General features: G+C 38.0%; 15 protein-coding genes. 6 read left to right on the top strand and 9 right to left on the bottom strand.

Annotated features, from left to right (window positions below):
- Positions 1-68: 68 nt before the first annotated feature.
- Together L1994_RS08175 and L1994_RS08170 are read right to left on the bottom strand one after the other, a co-directional pair.
- Positions 69-1,355: a bifunctional hexulose-6-phosphate synthase/ribonuclease regulator gene (locus L1994_RS08175; RefSeq protein WP_278098956.1), complete on the bottom strand. Its 1,287-nt coding sequence runs from the start codon at positions 1,353-1,355 to the stop codon at positions 69-71.
- Positions 1,356-1,558: 203 nt separating this feature from the next.
- On the bottom strand, positions 1,559-2,062 hold the full coding sequence (locus L1994_RS08170; RefSeq protein ID WP_278098955.1) for a nitroreductase family protein: 504 nt from the start codon (positions 2,060-2,062) through the stop codon (positions 1,559-1,561).
- A gap of 285 nt (positions 2,063-2,347) precedes the next feature.
- Here L1994_RS08170 and L1994_RS08165 point away from each other — a divergent pair, with 285 nt between their 5' ends.
- Entirely contained in the window at positions 2,348-3,601 is a 1,254-nt protein-coding gene (locus L1994_RS08165; RefSeq protein WP_278098954.1) for a cation diffusion facilitator family transporter, read from the top strand.
- 86 nt (positions 3,602-3,687) lie between these two features.
- Here the strand turns inward: L1994_RS08165 and L1994_RS08160 are convergent, their stop codons facing one another.
- From L1994_RS08160 to L1994_RS08145, 4 genes are all read right to left on the bottom strand, one after another.
- Positions 3,688-4,893 carry a TraB/GumN family protein gene (locus L1994_RS08160; protein ID WP_278098953.1) on the bottom strand — a complete coding sequence of 402 codons (1,206 nt, stop codon included), beginning with the start codon at positions 4,891-4,893 and terminating at the stop codon, positions 3,688-3,690.
- Positions 4,886-5,425 (bottom strand): YkgJ family cysteine cluster protein, encoded by a 540-nt coding sequence (locus L1994_RS08155; protein ID WP_278098952.1) that lies wholly within the window; start codon positions 5,423-5,425, stop codon positions 4,886-4,888. Before L1994_RS08155 ends, L1994_RS08160 begins: the two co-directional genes overlap by 8 nt.
- 299 nt (positions 5,426-5,724) lie before the next feature.
- Positions 5,725-6,285, bottom strand: a complete 561-nt coding sequence (locus L1994_RS08150) for a GMP synthase subunit A (protein ID WP_278098951.1) — start codon at positions 6,283-6,285, stop codon at positions 5,725-5,727.
- Positions 6,286-6,349: 64 nt separating this feature from the next.
- Positions 6,350-7,381 carry a nicotinate-nucleotide--dimethylbenzimidazole phosphoribosyltransferase gene (locus L1994_RS08145; RefSeq protein WP_278098950.1) on the bottom strand — a complete coding sequence of 344 codons (1,032 nt, stop codon included), beginning with the start codon at positions 7,379-7,381 and terminating at the stop codon, positions 6,350-6,352.
- Positions 7,382-7,521: 140 nt separating this feature from the next.
- Between L1994_RS08145 and cobS the strand changes: the two genes are divergently transcribed.
- Entirely contained in the window at positions 7,522-8,247 is a 726-nt protein-coding gene (cobS, locus tag L1994_RS08140; RefSeq protein ID WP_278098949.1) for an adenosylcobinamide-GDP ribazoletransferase, read from the top strand.
- Between the two features lie 135 nt (positions 8,248-8,382).
- A complete protein-coding gene (locus L1994_RS08135) occupies positions 8,383-9,246 on the top strand; it encodes a 4Fe-4S dicluster domain-containing protein (protein ID WP_278098948.1) in 864 nt (287 codons plus the stop codon).
- Between the two features lie 292 nt (positions 9,247-9,538).
- Here the strand turns inward: L1994_RS08135 and L1994_RS08130 are convergent, their stop codons facing one another.
- A complete protein-coding gene (locus L1994_RS08130; RefSeq protein WP_278098947.1) occupies positions 9,539-9,841 on the bottom strand; it encodes a hypothetical protein in 303 nt (100 codons plus the stop codon).
- Between the two features lie 181 nt (positions 9,842-10,022).
- Between L1994_RS08130 and tuf the strand changes: the two genes are divergently transcribed.
- The 3 genes from tuf to L1994_RS08115 are packed head-to-tail and all read left to right on the top strand — an operon-like array spanning position 10,023 to position 13,351.
- Positions 10,023-11,300 (top strand): translation elongation factor EF-1 subunit alpha, encoded by a 1,278-nt coding sequence (tuf, locus tag L1994_RS08125; RefSeq protein ID WP_278098946.1) that lies wholly within the window; start codon positions 10,023-10,025, stop codon positions 11,298-11,300.
- A gap of 32 nt (positions 11,301-11,332) precedes the next feature.
- Complete coding sequence (rpsJ, locus tag L1994_RS08120) at positions 11,333-11,641, top strand: 30S ribosomal protein S10 (protein ID WP_278098945.1); 309 nt, start codon at positions 11,333-11,335, stop codon at positions 11,639-11,641.
- A 15-nt stretch (positions 11,642-11,656) separates the two neighbouring features.
- Positions 11,657-13,351: a flippase activity-associated protein Agl23 gene (locus tag L1994_RS08115; protein WP_278098944.1), complete on the top strand. Its 1,695-nt coding sequence runs from the start codon at positions 11,657-11,659 to the stop codon at positions 13,349-13,351.
- 217 nt (positions 13,352-13,568) lie between these two features.
- Here the strand turns inward: L1994_RS08115 and L1994_RS08110 are convergent, their stop codons facing one another.
- Both L1994_RS08110 and L1994_RS08105 read right to left on the bottom strand, forming a co-directional pair.
- Positions 13,569-14,111: an LEA type 2 family protein gene (locus L1994_RS08110; RefSeq protein WP_278098943.1), complete on the bottom strand. Its 543-nt coding sequence runs from the start codon at positions 14,109-14,111 to the stop codon at positions 13,569-13,571.
- A gap of 112 nt (positions 14,112-14,223) precedes the next feature.
- A complete protein-coding gene (locus L1994_RS08105; protein WP_278098942.1) occupies positions 14,224-15,375 on the bottom strand; it encodes an aldo/keto reductase in 1,152 nt (383 codons plus the stop codon).
- Positions 15,376-15,455 lie beyond the last annotated feature (80 nt).

The following is a 15,455-nucleotide window of genomic DNA, read 5'->3' as shown; positions in this document are numbered from 1 at the left end:
GACATTGGATATTGTAATGATTTTGAAAAAAGTTGATGGGTTGATTATTTTTTTAATTCCAGATAACTCTATTTTTTTTCCCATTTTAAAAGCTCGGCAACTGATGAGAGTGTACCGCCTCTTTTTATCTCTTCTCTTATTCTGACCTCGTTTTTTCTGACTTCAAGAGCCCGTCTTGCAATCTCGTAGGCACGTTTTTTTGGAATTACAACGACTCCTGATTCATCACCAACAATCCAGTCACCTGTTTTCACCTGCTGTCCGCAACATGAGATGTCAGCGCCTATTTCACCAAATCCCTTTGGTTCGCCGGCATTAGGACATATTGCCGTGGCAAAGACCGGAAGGCCTATTTTTTTTATGTCATCCGCATCTCTGACAGCGCCGTCGATTACAACGCCGGCAATTCCTCTGTTCAGACAGCTATGGGTTGCAAGCTCGCCCCATGGTGCAACATGCTTTGCACGCTGATTGTCTATTACCAAAACGTCACCTTCATTTGCAACATCTATTGCTTCAACAGGCTTTGCCCAGTCTCCGGCAATAGTACTCACTGTAAGTGCTTTTCCGGCCATTTTGACATCTCCGCATATTGAGATGAGGCCTGACATCGCACCTTTTCTGTGCATGGCATCAGTAATGTTAGGCGCTGATACAGACATGAAGATCTCTTTTATTTCCTCATCCTGTGACTTTTTTGAGGCTTTTTTAATATTTTGATCCTTTATTGCATCCTTTATTTTTCTGGTCGCGGCTGAAACATCTGCAGATTTTGTGATACTGCTTCCAATGAGAAGAATGTCTGCACCGTTTGCCGCGGCTTCAGCGGCAGTCTCATAATCAAGACCTCCTGCAACACCTATCTGTACACTGACCCTGCCTGATATTTCTTTTAAAAGGTCAACAGCATTCATTCCCTTCATCTGCTGATCAATTCCAATGTGTGCGGCGATTATGTCAACACCAATTTTTTCTACCTCTTCTGAGCGTTTTATTGGATCAGCTGTGTTTAACAGATCTGCAAGAATTTTAACGCCATAAAGATGTCCGGCACGCACTGCCTCTTCAATTACAGAATCATCTGATGATGCAAGAATGCATACAACATCAGCACCTGCCTTTGCGGCCATCTCAACCTCTAGAGCGCCGGTATCGGCAATCTTCATATCAGCAACAATAGTATGACCTGGAAACTCTGCTTTAAGAGTTCTTACAGCATTCATGCCTTCGCTTTTGATAAGCGGAGTTCCTGCTTCTATCCAGTCAGCTCCGCCTGAAACAGCCTCTTTTCCAATCTGCACCGCCCGTTTTAATTCAGTAAGGTCGAGCGCTACCTGAAGGATTGGTCCTGACATAATTATCTCTCTGATGTTTATAGAATATACAGTTAAGTTAAAAGATAAGTTTGTTTTATGGTGAAAAAAACAATCTCTTTTCAATAGATAAAAAATTCGTTCATGAAATAAATATTTCATGCCCTCAGTTATGTCTGAAAAAATCAGACTGGTTTATATTATTATTTCTATTATCTCTGGGTGAATTTTTTCATTCACTATTTTCATTCACTATACTCTTCTTCAAACACAATGTCTTCAAGTTCTTTTTTTGTTGGAATTGTAACCTCTGCCGGGTATCCTGCCGGTATTAATGAGATGAGTGTGTATTTTTCCGGAACTTTTAACAATTTTTGAACATCCTTTGAATATTCTTTTCCATACCCTGCAACCCAGCATGAGCCTACACCAAATGACCAGAGAGACAGAAGAATCTGCATTGTCATTGCACTTCCGTCCTCAACGAAATACTGATGTTCTTTTTCGGCAAAAACTGTAAAGCAGACATCTGCGTCTTTTATGAATTTTCCGTGTGATGCAAGCTCTGATAGTTTTAAGAGAGTATCTTTGTTTTTAATAACGCCGACTTTCCAGGCTTGTGCGTTTCTTGCGGTAGGTGCATATCTTGCAGATTCAAGTATCGCTTTTATAACTTCGTCTTCAATTTTCTGCTCTTTGTATTTTCTTATGCTTCGTCTTCCTTTGAGAATTGTAAGTCCAAGATTCATGAGGCATTATATGACATACAATGCAAAAATAATTTTCTTCTCTCTTTTTCTCTCGCAATTTTTAACTTATAAAATTTTTATTTAACCTGTAATGAATTCATTTATGGTAATGAAAGAAGAGATATGAAAAATGTGCGTTAAATAGTGTCTGAAAGAATTGTTTTATGGGTGTTTGGATAAAAGACGATAATAAAAAAAAACAATTGGTCTTCATTTAATCTGTCTTTGATAATTGTTTTTTAGTGTGTCAGGCGGAATATGAATGCAAAAGGGTGAGCCTTAAAAATGGATAATGAAGTCTTAAGAGATATTCCTGATCGTAAAAAGGAGGATTCAATAATAAGAAAAGTTGCCTTTTATTCCCTTTTAGTCAATATTTTTCTTGTTGTTGTAAAACTTTATATTTCATATTTATCCGGCAGTCTTTCAGTAAAAGCTGATGCAATAAACTCTTTTATTGATGTTTTTGTCTCACTCCTTCTTTTGGCAGGTATATGGCTATCCTCTCTTAAAAGCAGTAAATTTCCATATGGTCTTTACAAGGTTGAAAATTTAATTTCAATTGTAATTTCACTGCTTGTTTTTTTAACGGCATGGGAGGTTTTTACAAGTGCGTTGTTTGGAGAAAAAACTGAACTGGTTTTAAGCGGCTGGTTTTTGTTTGCTGTTTTTGCCCTTGCATTTGTTCCTTACCTTTTAGGACGATATGAAATAATAATTGGCACCAGATACAGTTCACCCGGACTTATTGCGGATGGAAAACAGCATAACATGGATGTACTTTCCACAATGGTTGTATTTTTAGCCCTTCTTGGACAGTATTTTGGAATTGCCGTTGATAACATCGGTGCAATAATTGTTGCCGGATTCATTGCGTATGCCGGATGGGAGATTTTAAAAGAGAGCATGAAGACGCTTCTTGATGCATCGGTTGATTACAAAACACGGGATCTGATAAAATCAGCAATTCTCTCCGATCCACTGGTTGTCTGTGTAAAAGAGCTTAATGCCAGAAATTCAGGAAGATATATTTTTGTTGAGGCTACTGTGAATATGAAAAAGACTGATCTTTCAAAGGCACATCTGGCAAGCGAGAGGATTGAATCCGAGATATGCAGTATCGTTCCAAGTGTTGAGAGAGTTACAATTCATTATGAGCCGCAGGAAAAGTTAAATATTCGTTATATTGTTCCACTCGAAAACAAAGACGGCAAAATCAGTAGTCATTTTGGAGAATCACTCTTCTTTGCGATTCTGGATATAAGAATCAGTGATTTGGAGTTTTTCGGAAAAGATATTATTTTAAATCCGTGCAGTGGACAGGAAAAACAAAAAGGGATCTGTTTTGCTAAATATATCCTTCGATACAGGCCGGATGTTGTTATATCCAAAAAAGATATCTCAGGAAAATCAATGGATTATGTCTTTGAATCATCCGGAATTGATGTTAAATTAATGGACTTTGATTACCTTCCAGATTTAATTTCAAATATACAATCAGGGCTTAAAACCACGCAGGAAAGTTATGTCAAAGAATAAAAAAGGAGTTTAATTGATATTTAGTTATAATTGAAATTCAGCTAAAAATTTCAACTAATCTCCAGCCAATACATTTCAATTAATCTTTAGCTAAAAAAGCTTCCAAGATAACCAATCAGATTTGAAAAACCGTCTGATAATACAACAGTCGGGTCAATACCAAGAATCGGGAATATAAATATGAAATATGCAATTGTTCCCAGTGTGCTTCCAACATTTGCAAGTGCCGCTACAAGCACCACTTTAAAAAGTGAAACTTTTCTCATTTCAGTGAAAGTTTCTGCTTCAATAATTTTTTGAAAGTCGGAAGTTTTTGGTTTTCTTATCTTTGCTTCTGTAATTGCCGCAAACCATCCCGCTGCAAGCAGAGGATTTAAGGAGGTAAGCCATGAAACACAAAATGCTGTTAAGGCAGATAACGGGTGTCCTCCGGCAATAATAGTGAAGGCCCCTGCCAGAATACCATTAATCAGCACCCAGTATATCATTGCCCAGATTAAAACTTCAATCCCAACACCTGAAAATCCGATTAATATCAGCAGAAATGCAAACATTGCGATAAATGCACCACCTATTATATATTTCCAGGGAAGGGTTTTTGGATTGGTTATCAGTGAATCAAAAGGCGGCAGGGTTGATGGTTCTTTGAAATAGCCTGTAATTCCTTTCACATGACCTGCACCGACAACTCCTAAAACTTTTTCATTTCCTTTTGAAAGTCTCAGAAGCGAGTGGGCAAGATAAGCATCTCTTTCATCAATCAAAGCTCTGGCACCGTTTGGAGAAAATTTATGAAATTCTTCTATAGCCATCTCAACAAGATCTTTGTCATTGGCAAGATTTTCAATATCAATCTCCTCGTCTCCACCGCGGCCTGCAATTGTTCCGGCAAGCGCTCCGATTAATTTCATCTTCTCCCATAAACTCATACCCTGCCAGAAGCGTGAAAGAGTAATTCTTATGTCTCTGTCAGCAAGTGCAATTGGAATATTTCTGGCTTCTGCCTCTTCAATTGCAGCTATCATCTCAGAACCTGGTTCAACGCCGACATTCATCCCTATTTTTCTTTGGATATATGCAAGCATCCACTGCATGAGAATTTCTGAAAAGTTGCCGCCTTTTAGTATATCATCGACTTCAGGTGCTTTTCCCTGTTTTTTTATTGCGGCATATCTTCCCCTGTCAAGTTCAATTGCGATAACATCAGGAGAAAATTCATCTATTGCACGCCTGACCTCCTCAACACTGTTTTTTGACACATGGGCTGTTCCTACAAGGTGTATTTCACTCAATTTTTTTGACCCCCTCACTATCGACAACGCAGGATTTTAGTCCGTCTATCCGGATATTTTTGTAAATATTTTCAATATTTTTTAATTCCATCTCTTCCTTCTCTTTTCTGTCTGTTACTAATTCTGCCTGTATGAAAATTTCTTCATCTGAAATTTCAATACCTGTATTTATGCAGTCTGAGACAATCAGGTCATCGTCAGTTAGCATAAACGGATATGTTCTGCATATCCACGGGCGGTTTTTATATATACCACAGCGATTGTCACTTTTTAAAAAGATGCATTTTTTATCTTTTCTTTTCAGGCACCATGCAAAAGTAACTCTGCATTCTCCTATGTCAATATATTCAGGGTAGGGCTCTACAATTTCGTCCCGTTTCATCCCTGTGGCATTCATAATATCTCTGGTTTCTGCGGCGCTTAAGAGAATAAGATTTGAATCTTTGGTTTTTTCAGTACAACACTCTCCACACATGGCACACCGAAATCCAACTTTTCTTAGTTTATCTTCTATCTCTTTTCTGTCAGGCATTAAATCAGCTCTGAATATTTGTTTTTAACATGAAATATAATTTTATGGACGTTTTTTGGGTTAAATCACTAGTGTCTGAATGATAATTGTGCATGATTTTTTTTCATGAAATTTTTTTGTATATTTTTTTTTGTATATTCATTTTAGTTATGAATTGTAAAAACTGCTTTTGTTGACTCTAAATATGACTTTAATATTTCACTTTAATATTTAGGATTTAATATTTCATTTTAATATTCAATTTTAAAATTTGATTTTTAAAGTCTGAATCTCAAAAAATTAATGTCTGAAAAAAATGTTCAGAGTCTTTCCTTTGTAACCCTGTCAAAATTTTCAAATATTATATGCCCGTCTTTTGTGTGGCTTACTTCGGGATGCCACTGGACTCCGTAAATGCCTTCATCAGAGTTTCCTATCGCCTCCGCACCGCAGATGTCTGATTTTGCGAGAAGACTAAAGCCTTTTGGGATAATTTTCACCTCATCGGCGTGTGATGCCCAGACTGATATTTTGTCAGGATAACCCTGCAGGATTTCGTTTTTCTCAATTATTTCAACGTCAACACCGCCAAAACCGCCCTTTGATCCTTTTGAGACCTGACCATTTCTTCTTACAGCAATAATGTGAAGTCCAAGGCAGATACCAAGAACCGGCAGTCCCAGGTCAACATATTCAGGCGCATATCCGCTACGTTCAAGAGAAGGGCCGCCGCCGAGAATAATTCCCCTGCATCCTTCAAGTACATTCTCAGGAGGAGTGTCGTTTTTTATCATTTCGGCTTCAATATCAAGATCTCTTAGCATCCTCTTTATGAGGTGATTTGACTGGCCGAAATTATTTACAAGATATATTGGGCGCATCTGTATAGATAATTGGAAATTTAAGTGTATATTCTTTTCATTGCCGGCAGTTATGAATAATTGTTCAGCTCATATTTTCGCTGTTTTTACAACGGAAAATCTTCATATAATCTTTAATCTGCGTGAAAATTTCTTCCTTTGAAAACCCGGACATGTAGGCCAGCCACAATGCGCCTGAAAGAACCGCACCTTCTTTTACTTCACCGTTTTCATACCTTGCAAGAGAATCAATACCAATATTTTTAAAGTCTGGATCAACGTACCATCCGGTTGCTCCGACTTCCAAAGCGCTTTTTTCTATTGCCGCTGACTTGTCATTTTTCACATATATTGTTGTAACAAATGGCGGCATCTTTTCGCCAAGTGACTTTATATGTGCACAGACTGAGAGCATCTGGGTACCTCCTGACAGGACAACTTGACCGTTATAGCCTTTTACAATTCCGGCAACGACCGGCATCATCGGGTCTCCTGCATATTTTATGATATCAAAAGGACTTGTTACTTTGTCCTTTTTTATCCTTTCAATAGTTTGTCTGCAGATCTCACTCTTTAAATTTGTAGGATTCTCAATAAAACTGCTTGAAACGCCGGCACTGTAGCCAAGCGCCCGCAAAACACAGAGTGCGGTTGTAGTCCCGCCAGGAACACTTTCGCCAAGAACTAACAGATCGCTGTATTTTCCGAAATGTTTTCCAATTGTAATTCCTCTTTTGTAAAGCTCTTCAGGATTTTCTACCGCATTATTGTATCTTGGGTCTTGTCCTGCTTTTCCATATACATCAATGCAGGGAAAATCAGGCGTGTTAACAAGTCCTGCATTAACAATTACCGGATCTATTGAACACATCTCAAACATAGCCCGTGTAATGGTTGCCGGAGTTGCACACCCTCTTGGGCTTAACGGAATTTCTGAATTATAATCCGGCCCGTTTAAAATCAGATTTCCGTCAAGGTTTGGTGTCATTAGAGTTGCTTTTGGATTTTTGCCTGCGGCAGATACTCCCGGAACTGCGGATAACATAGAGTTTGCAATTACCATTGCCGCCATCGGTTTTTTAAAAGTAAAGTCGGGTATTTCAGAAAGGAATGGCATAATGAAATTTGAAATTTATGTGTTAAAAGAGGTTGTGCTTTTATTGATCTAATTCAAAATAAGTTGTTTTTGACTTAATTTAAATTAAGTAATTTTTTGCAATTATTTATAGTATTGGCCGGCAATAGTTATTTTGAGTCATGAAAGGGTTTTTTAGATCACTTGCTGCAATATTTCAGTTTTTTACGATAATGCCTCTTGGCAGAAATATTGAATTTGATGAGTATACGCGCCGTTTTTATCTTATACCGCTTGTAGGATATTTTGTAGGATGCCTGTGTGCATTTGCGTCAATGCTTTTTCCAACCCCTGAACTATCTGCCGCTGCATGTGTTGCCGTTTTTATGGTAATCTACGGATTCAATCATTTTGATGGCCTTTTGGATCTTGGTGACGGCTTGATGGCTCATGGAAGCCGCGAAAAGAGGATAAAAGCGCTTACTGATCAAAATATTGGAGCAGGGGGTGTTGCGGCAGGAATACTTGTTATACTTCTTACATACTCCGGCCTTTTATCGGTTTCATATATTCCTGCAGCGATAATAGCCGCAGAGGTGACTGCAAAATATTCACAGGTGCTTTTCCTGACATTTGGAAAACCGATTCGTGAGGGAATATTTTCATACACCCACAGTTATGCAAAAAAATGGTTTCCTTTTGCCTCGCTCGTAATTTGTCTTCCAATCCTTCTCCTACCTATAACTCCTGCAGGTTTTGCCGCAATAGCTGTTGCGCTTATAATCTCATTTTCTGGGTTGTTTATCCTTTCAAACCGCCTTTTTGGAGGAATAAACGGGGATGTGACAGGCGCTTCCAATGAGATAACAAGGCTTTTTGTAATAATTGCACTTGCAGTAGTCTGCTGAAAGTGCGTGCTGAAAGTCCTTATAAATACAAACATATTCCTGCCCTTTAATAAAAAAATAAAAAAAACTGTTTTTTATATCTTTTTTGCTACTGTGGCAGGTATTTTATAGAGTCATTAACACCTAATTTATCTTATGAAAAAAACTGATCTTGGTCTGCATACAAAAGGCGGTGTAATCACCCAGAAGAATACTGAATACTGTACAATACGTACCAGAATGCCGGCCGGGATTTTAACTGTTGAAAAAATGCGCGGTATCGCAGACATCGCAGAAAAATATGGTCAGGATACTGTTCATCTGACAACACGCCAGACAATAGAGATTCCTCATATTCATTATACCGAGATTGATGCTATTGGAAAGGAGCTTATTGAGAATCAAACTCCGATTGGCTCTGAAAGAGATGAGGTTGTAAATGTTGTGGCATGTCCCGGGACTGACAGATGCAAGTTTGCAAACATTGATTCAATCGGGCTTGCGTTAAAGCTTGATGAGAAGCTTTTTGGAAAGGAGATGCCTGTCAAGGTGAGAATCTCAATATCTGCCTGTCCCTATGCGTGCACAAGTCCTATATTAAATGAAATTGGAATTACAGGACGTGTAAAGCCATTAAGAACACCCGGACTTTGCACCGGATGCGGGCACTGTACAGAATCCTGTCTTGAATATGCAATCTCTGTTGTAAATGGAATTGCGGTTGTTGATGATGAAAAATGCTTTCAATGTGGCATTTGCATTGAATCATGCCCTTTTGACCTGATTGAGATGGCATCACGTGGTTACATGATTACTGTCGGCGGCAGGCGCGGCAGGCATCCACAGCTTGGAAGAGAACTTGTTGAAGTAGAAACTGAAGATGAAGTTGTTGACGTAATTGATAAGCTGGTCTACTGGGTTTACAGGCGGGCATGGTCCGGCAGACTTCTATCTGATCAGCTTGATGAGATACAGTTTGAAAAATTCAAAGGAGAGGTTTTGAAAAACAAAGAGGAATAATAACTGAAAAAATACAGGAAAATATCTGATAAAAATACCTGATAAAAATATGATAAATACAGGATAATAGCTGCTAAAATACGCGGTAAATATGAAATAAAATACATAATCAATAACAAATGAAAACCCTATGAAACTATACATGAAACATTTCTTTTGTCTTCATGCAGAGTTTCATGAATTTTTCTGATGATTTGTTATGTTGGTTTTTCCGGAATGGTTTTATTTTTTATTTGGTTTTTTAATTTTACCTTTTTAAAAATGTTTTAAAATCTCAAATCTCTCAAATTCATCAATATGTGTACATTGAGAGAAATCCTGTATCCTTTTCATTAGCGCACATAATAGCCGAACCGTCTCTTATGAGGGTGTTAAACATCATTGCGGCATTGAGAAGTTCATCATCCTGGGTTGTGCCCCTTTTAATACCTGACATTTTTTCTTTTTGAGGCGTAGGTATGACCCTTTTGCCTACTAAGACGCCTTCACAGTGTTTGCAGTAAGCGCACCGGCTGTATACTGAAACATATTTGTCTGCGCACTTTACTGTGACTTTGTCCTTTTCAATATCACGAATTAGTTCAAGTGTCTTCATTAGAATGAAGTGTATAATCAATAGGATAAGAGTTTGTCTGTTCTTTGACAGTTCTGTTGTACTAAATCACAATACAAAGCAACAACGAAATCTTTTATATGCCCTGTTTCCATATATAAGATACTCGTATCTATGCGATTGGGCGGAATATTTCGCCTTTTTATATAATGAGGTTTTGATTATGGCATCTGAAAAGCCACATATGAATCTGGCCGTGGTCGGTCACATCGATCACGGAAAATCCACAACAGTTGGACGTTTACTGTTTGAGACCGGTGCTGTGCCTGCGCACATCATTGAGAACTTCCGTAAAGAAGCAGAATCAAAAGGAAAGGGTTCCTTTGAATTTGCATGGGTTATGGACAGCCTTAAAGAGGAGCGCGAGCGTGGTATTACAATCGATATTGCTCACAAGAGGTTTGACACAGACAAGTACTACTTTACAGTAGTAGACTGCCCTGGACACCGTGACTTTGTTAAAAACATGATCACAGGTGCATCACAGGCAGATGCGGCACTCCTTGTAGTAGCAGCACCTGACGGTCCTATGGAACAGACAAAGGAGCATGTATTCCTTTTAAAGACACTTGGTGTAAATCAGCTTATTGTTGGTTTAAACAAGATGGATGCATCCAAATATGACGAGGCACGCTACAAAGAAGTAGTTGAACAGGTATCTGACCTTGTAAAGATGGTTGGATTTAACCCTGCAAACATTCCGTTCATCCCTATGTCAGCATTTAAGGGCGACAACATTGCATCAAAGTCCGAGAACACACCCTGGTACAATGGACCTATTCTCCTCGAAGCACTTAATGGACTTGTACCACCTGAGCTTCCAACAACACTTCCGTTCCGCCTTCCAATTCAGGATGTATACTCAATTTCAGGTATTGGAACAGTACCTGTAGGACGTATTGAGACAGGTATCATGAAGAAGGGAATGAAAGTCTCATTCATGCCTGCAAACAAGGATGGAGAAGTTAAATCCATTGAAATGCACCACGAAGAATATGCAGAGGCAAAGCCCGGTGACAACGTAGGTTTCAACGTCCGTGGTATCGGAAAGAACGATATCCGCCGCGGTGATGTTTGTGGACCTGCAGATGCTCCACCATCAGTTGCAGAAGAATTTACAGCACAGATTGTAATTCTCCAGCACCCTAGTGCAATCACAGTTGGTTACACACCTGTATTCCACTGCCACACAGCACAGGTAGCATGCACATTTACAGAACTCTTAAAGAAACTTGATCCAAGGACAGGACAGACAAAGGAAGAAAACCCGACATTCCTCAAGGCAGGAGATGCGGCAATCGTTAAGTTCCGCCCTGTTCAGCCAATGGTTATTGAGAAGTTCAAGGAAATCCCACAACTTGGAAGATTTGCAATCCGTGATATGGGTTCAACCATTGCAGCCGGAATGTGCATTGACATCGAGCAGAAACAGATGAGATAATCTCTGTTCAATATTTTTTTAGGTGACCAATAATGCAAAAAGCCCGAATTCGACTTTCCGGAACTGATTTCGAGAAAGTAGAAATGGTCTGTGACCGCATCAGAGAGATCGCAGAACGTACAGGTGTAAACCTTTCAGGACCTGTACCACTCCCGACCAAAAAAATGGTCGTTCCTATACGCAAAAGCCCTGATGGCGAAGGTACCGCAACTTGGGACCGCTGGCAGATGCGTATTCACAAAAGACTAATAGATCTCGATGCAGACGAACGTGCACTCAGACAGTTAATGCGCATTCAGGTCCCAAAGGACATCGGCATTGAGATTGTTCTGGAAAACTAAATAGGGGGGCGGCAGTTGAGAGCCGCAAATTTTTCCTCTCAATTTGGAAAATTTTTCACAGTTGAGAGAACTTTATTAATTATACTCGTTACAGCACTACTGTTGCGTTTTTTGTTTCTTGATTTAAAACTGCTTCATCATGATGAGGCTATTCATTCATGGTTTTCTATTAATCTTCTAAGAGACGGCATTCATTCATACTCTTACGATCCTGTCTATCACGGACCGTTTTTGTATTTTATAACTTCAGGAATGTTTGGCCTTTTTGGCTCAGGAGATCTTATTGCAAGAATAATACCTTCTCTTCTTGGAACATTTGCAGTGGGTTTGATTTATCCAATATACAAACTTGGATACCTTGATGGAAGACAGACAATTATTGCAGGGCTTTTTATTGCAATATCCCCAAGTATGGTTTATTTTTCAAGGTTTCTAAGGAACGACATATTGATTTTATTTTTCACACTTGTTCTTTTGGTGTCAGTTCTGTATTACCTTGAGAAAAACGAGTTGAAATATGTAATTTCAGGAGCCGCCGCTATAGGCTTTGCGATGTCGTGTAAGGAAAACGTTCCGATAATCCTGCTGATTTTTGGAGTGTATATTTTGTATCTTTTTTATACAAAAAAAGCCGTTCTTCCAAAATACTGGATACGTGATCTGATTATTGCAATTGCACTGGCCGCAGGAATTATGGCAGTCTTATACTCCTCTTTTGGTGCATATCCTCAGATTATTATTGACGGACCTTCCGAAGCCATTAATCACTGGCTTTCTATGCATGAAGAACAAAGGCTTGGGGGTCCTTTTTATTATTACATCATTCTCTTTTTGCTGTATGAGCTTCCAATACTTGTCCTTGCAATCTTTGGCATTTTCAGCTTTTTAAAGAAGCATGACTTGAAAAATACAAACCTGAAACAAAATTTTGAAGATGAGTGTGAAGGACGCCCTGATGTTGATGCAGATGCAGAAAAATCAGAAATTAATGAGGAAATTAAAAAGAAAATACTAAAACCGATAGCGAAGATTGACAAAAACCGTGAATTTACAAGATTTTGTATTTTCTGGATGCTTGCATCACTTGCAATCTATGCCTATATTGGTGAAAAAGTACCCTGGCTTATTCTGCACCAGCTCATTCCTATGATCTTTGTTGCAGTCTACGATCTTTCAAGATTAAAGATCTGGATTTGTGCGGCAGGTGTTATATTCCTGGCTTTAATGATGGTACATGTCTCCTTTACACCTGCAGACATATCAGAGCCAATCGTTCAGGTGCAGAATTCAGAGGATCTTCGTGATGTAATGGTCTTTGTTGATTTTGCAGACCGTGTCGCTATCTCAAATGAGGTCAGATGGCCGTTTGTCTGGTATTATGTTGATGATTATCCGAAAAAGATAGCATATTATTCAGAAGGTTATGACTCATCTATAGGTCCGGAAGACTATGATGTAATTATTCTTCATGATGGTGAGGGTATAACAGATATTTCCGGTTATTCCAAGTATACTTACAAAAAATGCTATTGGATTGATGTTTACAATCTTGTTCAGTCTACGAGATACAAAGCTGATCTTACAGATGAAAATTACCGGAATGCTGTTATTGGGGATGTAAAACGATTATTGTCATATTATTTCACAAGAGATACAAATCTTGGAAGCATAAATCTTGATGTCTTTGTAAAAAACAGGCAGGCGGCATAAAAAAAGTCGAATAAATGAAATCCAAAAAAAAATTGAATGATTGGAAAAAGGCTGATGAAATCAATTTTTATTACATTTTTATCCATCAAATATTGATTAAACAAATGTTTCATGCAATAGTTTAATATATATCACTATTTTTGAGTTTTATAACAAAACAGGTCAGATTTTGATAGTAGAATTGAAATTAAATTTTAAATTCTTATAAAATCTGGTTTTAAGCGATAAATTTTAGAATACCCTGTATTATATTTTTCAAATTGGTATCAATAATCTGTGTTTTTTTAAAAGGAACATTTATTTTGAAGAATAAAAATTCAAAATCAGCATTTCCCCTGACAGTTATGTTTAGGCTTTTTTGTGTGATGGTTCCGGTCGCAAGAGGAATTATATTTTTATTGTAAAACAATATGGGAATCTCGGTTTTTGTTTTTTGATTCCCATAGATATTTAGGGTGTCTTTTTCGCCATGAGCAATGACTGTTTTCTCACCTTCATTGTCCCAGATGATATCAAAAGACAGATTTTTGATTGTTCCTCCAACAAGGTTTTTATTGTCAATTATCAAAATAACATTAAAATGTGTTTCATTAAAAGAAATATCTGATATTTCAACGTCTTCAAAAGTAATTGCTGGTGTTGAAATAATATCTCCATTTATGTATGCAAATACAAGAAAAGCTGATAATATTGCCGTAGTAAAAACCGCGGCAACAAAGATATTTTTTCTGTTGCAGTAATTTCGAAGATCACGGGTCACTAAATAATTTTTGTTATTCTAGGAAAAATACTATTTGATGGATATAATAAATATATCTCTTAACTTCATAAAAAAAGAAAGAAATGTGAATTTTTAATTCATATTTTTATTCTTAACCGGTATCTCCAAAATAATCTGAGATTTCTGCAAGTACTTTACAAATATCAATACCCTGTGGGCACATTTCATTGCATTTTTTGCATTTGATGCAAAGCGATGCAGAGCCTGTGCCGTTTGACTCTTTTCCAAGCATTGAGTGATAATAGAAATTTGCAGTCTCAAAATCATTAAAAAGAAAAGAATTATTGTAATGTGTAATGCATGCCATAATATCGACTCCTTCAGGACAGGGCATGCAATAGCCGCAGTTTGTGCAGTTGACTTTCATTTGTTTTCGAAGTACGCCTGCAATATGTGAAACAAGTTCAAGTTCTGTGTATGCCATTGACAAAGGCTCAGTCCCGGAAGCTGTTTTTATGTTGTCAATAACATGCTTTGGACTGCTCATGCCACTTAGAACAACTGTGATTTCCGGTCTGTTTAAAACCCACCTGTAACCCCAGTCCGCAGGAGTGCGGTTTTTATCAGCTTCTGAAAAGAGTTCCTTAACATCTGCCGGTATTTTGTCTGCAAGGTGTCCTCCGCGAAGAGGTGTCATTGCAACAACGCCTATGCCTTTTTGGAAAGCATATTCAAGTCCTTTTGTTCCTGCCTGGAAATTATCATCAAGATAGTTGTATTGCATCTGGCATATATCCCAGTCATAGGAGTCAATTATCTTTGTAAAAAGTTCAAAATCGCCGTGAAATGAAAAGCCTGCATGCTTTATTTTTCCCTGTTTTTTTGCTTCGTCAAGAAATGAAAGAACGCCTAAATCAAAGAGTTTTTTCCATCTTGTCTTTGAAAGAGCGATTAAAAGATAGTAATCAATATTGTCCGTCTGAAGACGTTTTAACTGTTCGTCAAGGATTTTTTCCATATCCTCTCTTGATTCAACATGCCATGAGGGGAGTTTGGTTGCAAGATACACCTTGTCACGAAGACCATTTTTAGAAAGGGCGCGTCCTAAAAAAGCCTCACTTTCACCGTTGTGGTAATCATACCCTGTATCAATATAATTCAGACCGTTTTCGATTGCATAAGAAAGCATATCTGAGGCAGTTTGTTCATCTATTGCTCCTTTTTCATCTGTTGGAAGACGCATTGCGCCGAAACCTATTGCAGAGAGTTTATCCCCTGTTTTTGGGTTTTTTCTGTACAGCATGCTTTTCTACACCAAATTGCAGTTGATAAATGCTAAAAAGTATCAAACCGGATTTTTTTGGTTTGTACTTTTTTTAAGGC

Origin of the sequence: Methanomicrobium antiquum (assembly GCF_029633915.1) — an archaeon.
In the GTDB taxonomy this organism is placed as follows: domain Archaea; phylum Halobacteriota; class Methanomicrobia; order Methanomicrobiales; family Methanomicrobiaceae; genus Methanomicrobium; species Methanomicrobium antiquum.
The sequence above is the reverse complement of the archived record's forward strand: the minus strand, read 5'-3'. Positions and strand labels throughout refer to the sequence as shown.

What these genes read in the sequence shown, in the direction of transcription:
- L1994_RS08175 (WP_278098956.1), bottom strand. Translation starts at nt 1,355, where the DNA reads ATGTCAGGACCAATCCTTCAGGTAGCGCTCGACCTTACTGAATTAAAA.
- L1994_RS08170 (WP_278098955.1), bottom strand. Translation starts at nt 2,062, where the DNA reads ATGAATCTTGGACTTACAATTCTCAAAGGAAGACGAAGCATAAGAAAA.
- L1994_RS08165 (WP_278098954.1), top strand. Translation starts at nt 2,348, where the DNA reads ATGGATAATGAAGTCTTAAGAGATATTCCTGATCGTAAAAAGGAGGAT.
- L1994_RS08155 (WP_278098952.1), bottom strand. Translation starts at nt 5,425, where the DNA reads ATGCCTGACAGAAAAGAGATAGAAGATAAACTAAGAAAAGTTGGATTT.
- L1994_RS08150 (WP_278098951.1), bottom strand. Translation starts at nt 6,285, where the DNA reads ATGCGCCCAATATATCTTGTAAATAATTTCGGCCAGTCAAATCACCTC.
- L1994_RS08145 (WP_278098950.1), bottom strand. Translation starts at nt 7,381, where the DNA reads ATGCCATTCCTTTCTGAAATACCCGACTTTACTTTTAAAAAACCGATG.
- cobS (WP_278098949.1), top strand. Translation starts at nt 7,522, where the DNA reads ATGAAAGGGTTTTTTAGATCACTTGCTGCAATATTTCAGTTTTTTACG.
- L1994_RS08135 (WP_278098948.1), top strand. Translation starts at nt 8,383, where the DNA reads ATGAAAAAAACTGATCTTGGTCTGCATACAAAAGGCGGTGTAATCACC.
- L1994_RS08130 (WP_278098947.1), bottom strand. Translation starts at nt 9,841, where the DNA reads ATGAAGACACTTGAACTAATTCGTGATATTGAAAAGGACAAAGTCACA.
- tuf (WP_278098946.1), top strand. Translation starts at nt 10,023, where the DNA reads ATGGCATCTGAAAAGCCACATATGAATCTGGCCGTGGTCGGTCACATC.
- rpsJ (WP_278098945.1), top strand. Translation starts at nt 11,333, where the DNA reads ATGCAAAAAGCCCGAATTCGACTTTCCGGAACTGATTTCGAGAAAGTA.
- L1994_RS08105 (WP_278098942.1), bottom strand. Translation starts at nt 15,375, where the DNA reads ATGCTGTACAGAAAAAACCCAAAAACAGGGGATAAACTCTCTGCAATA.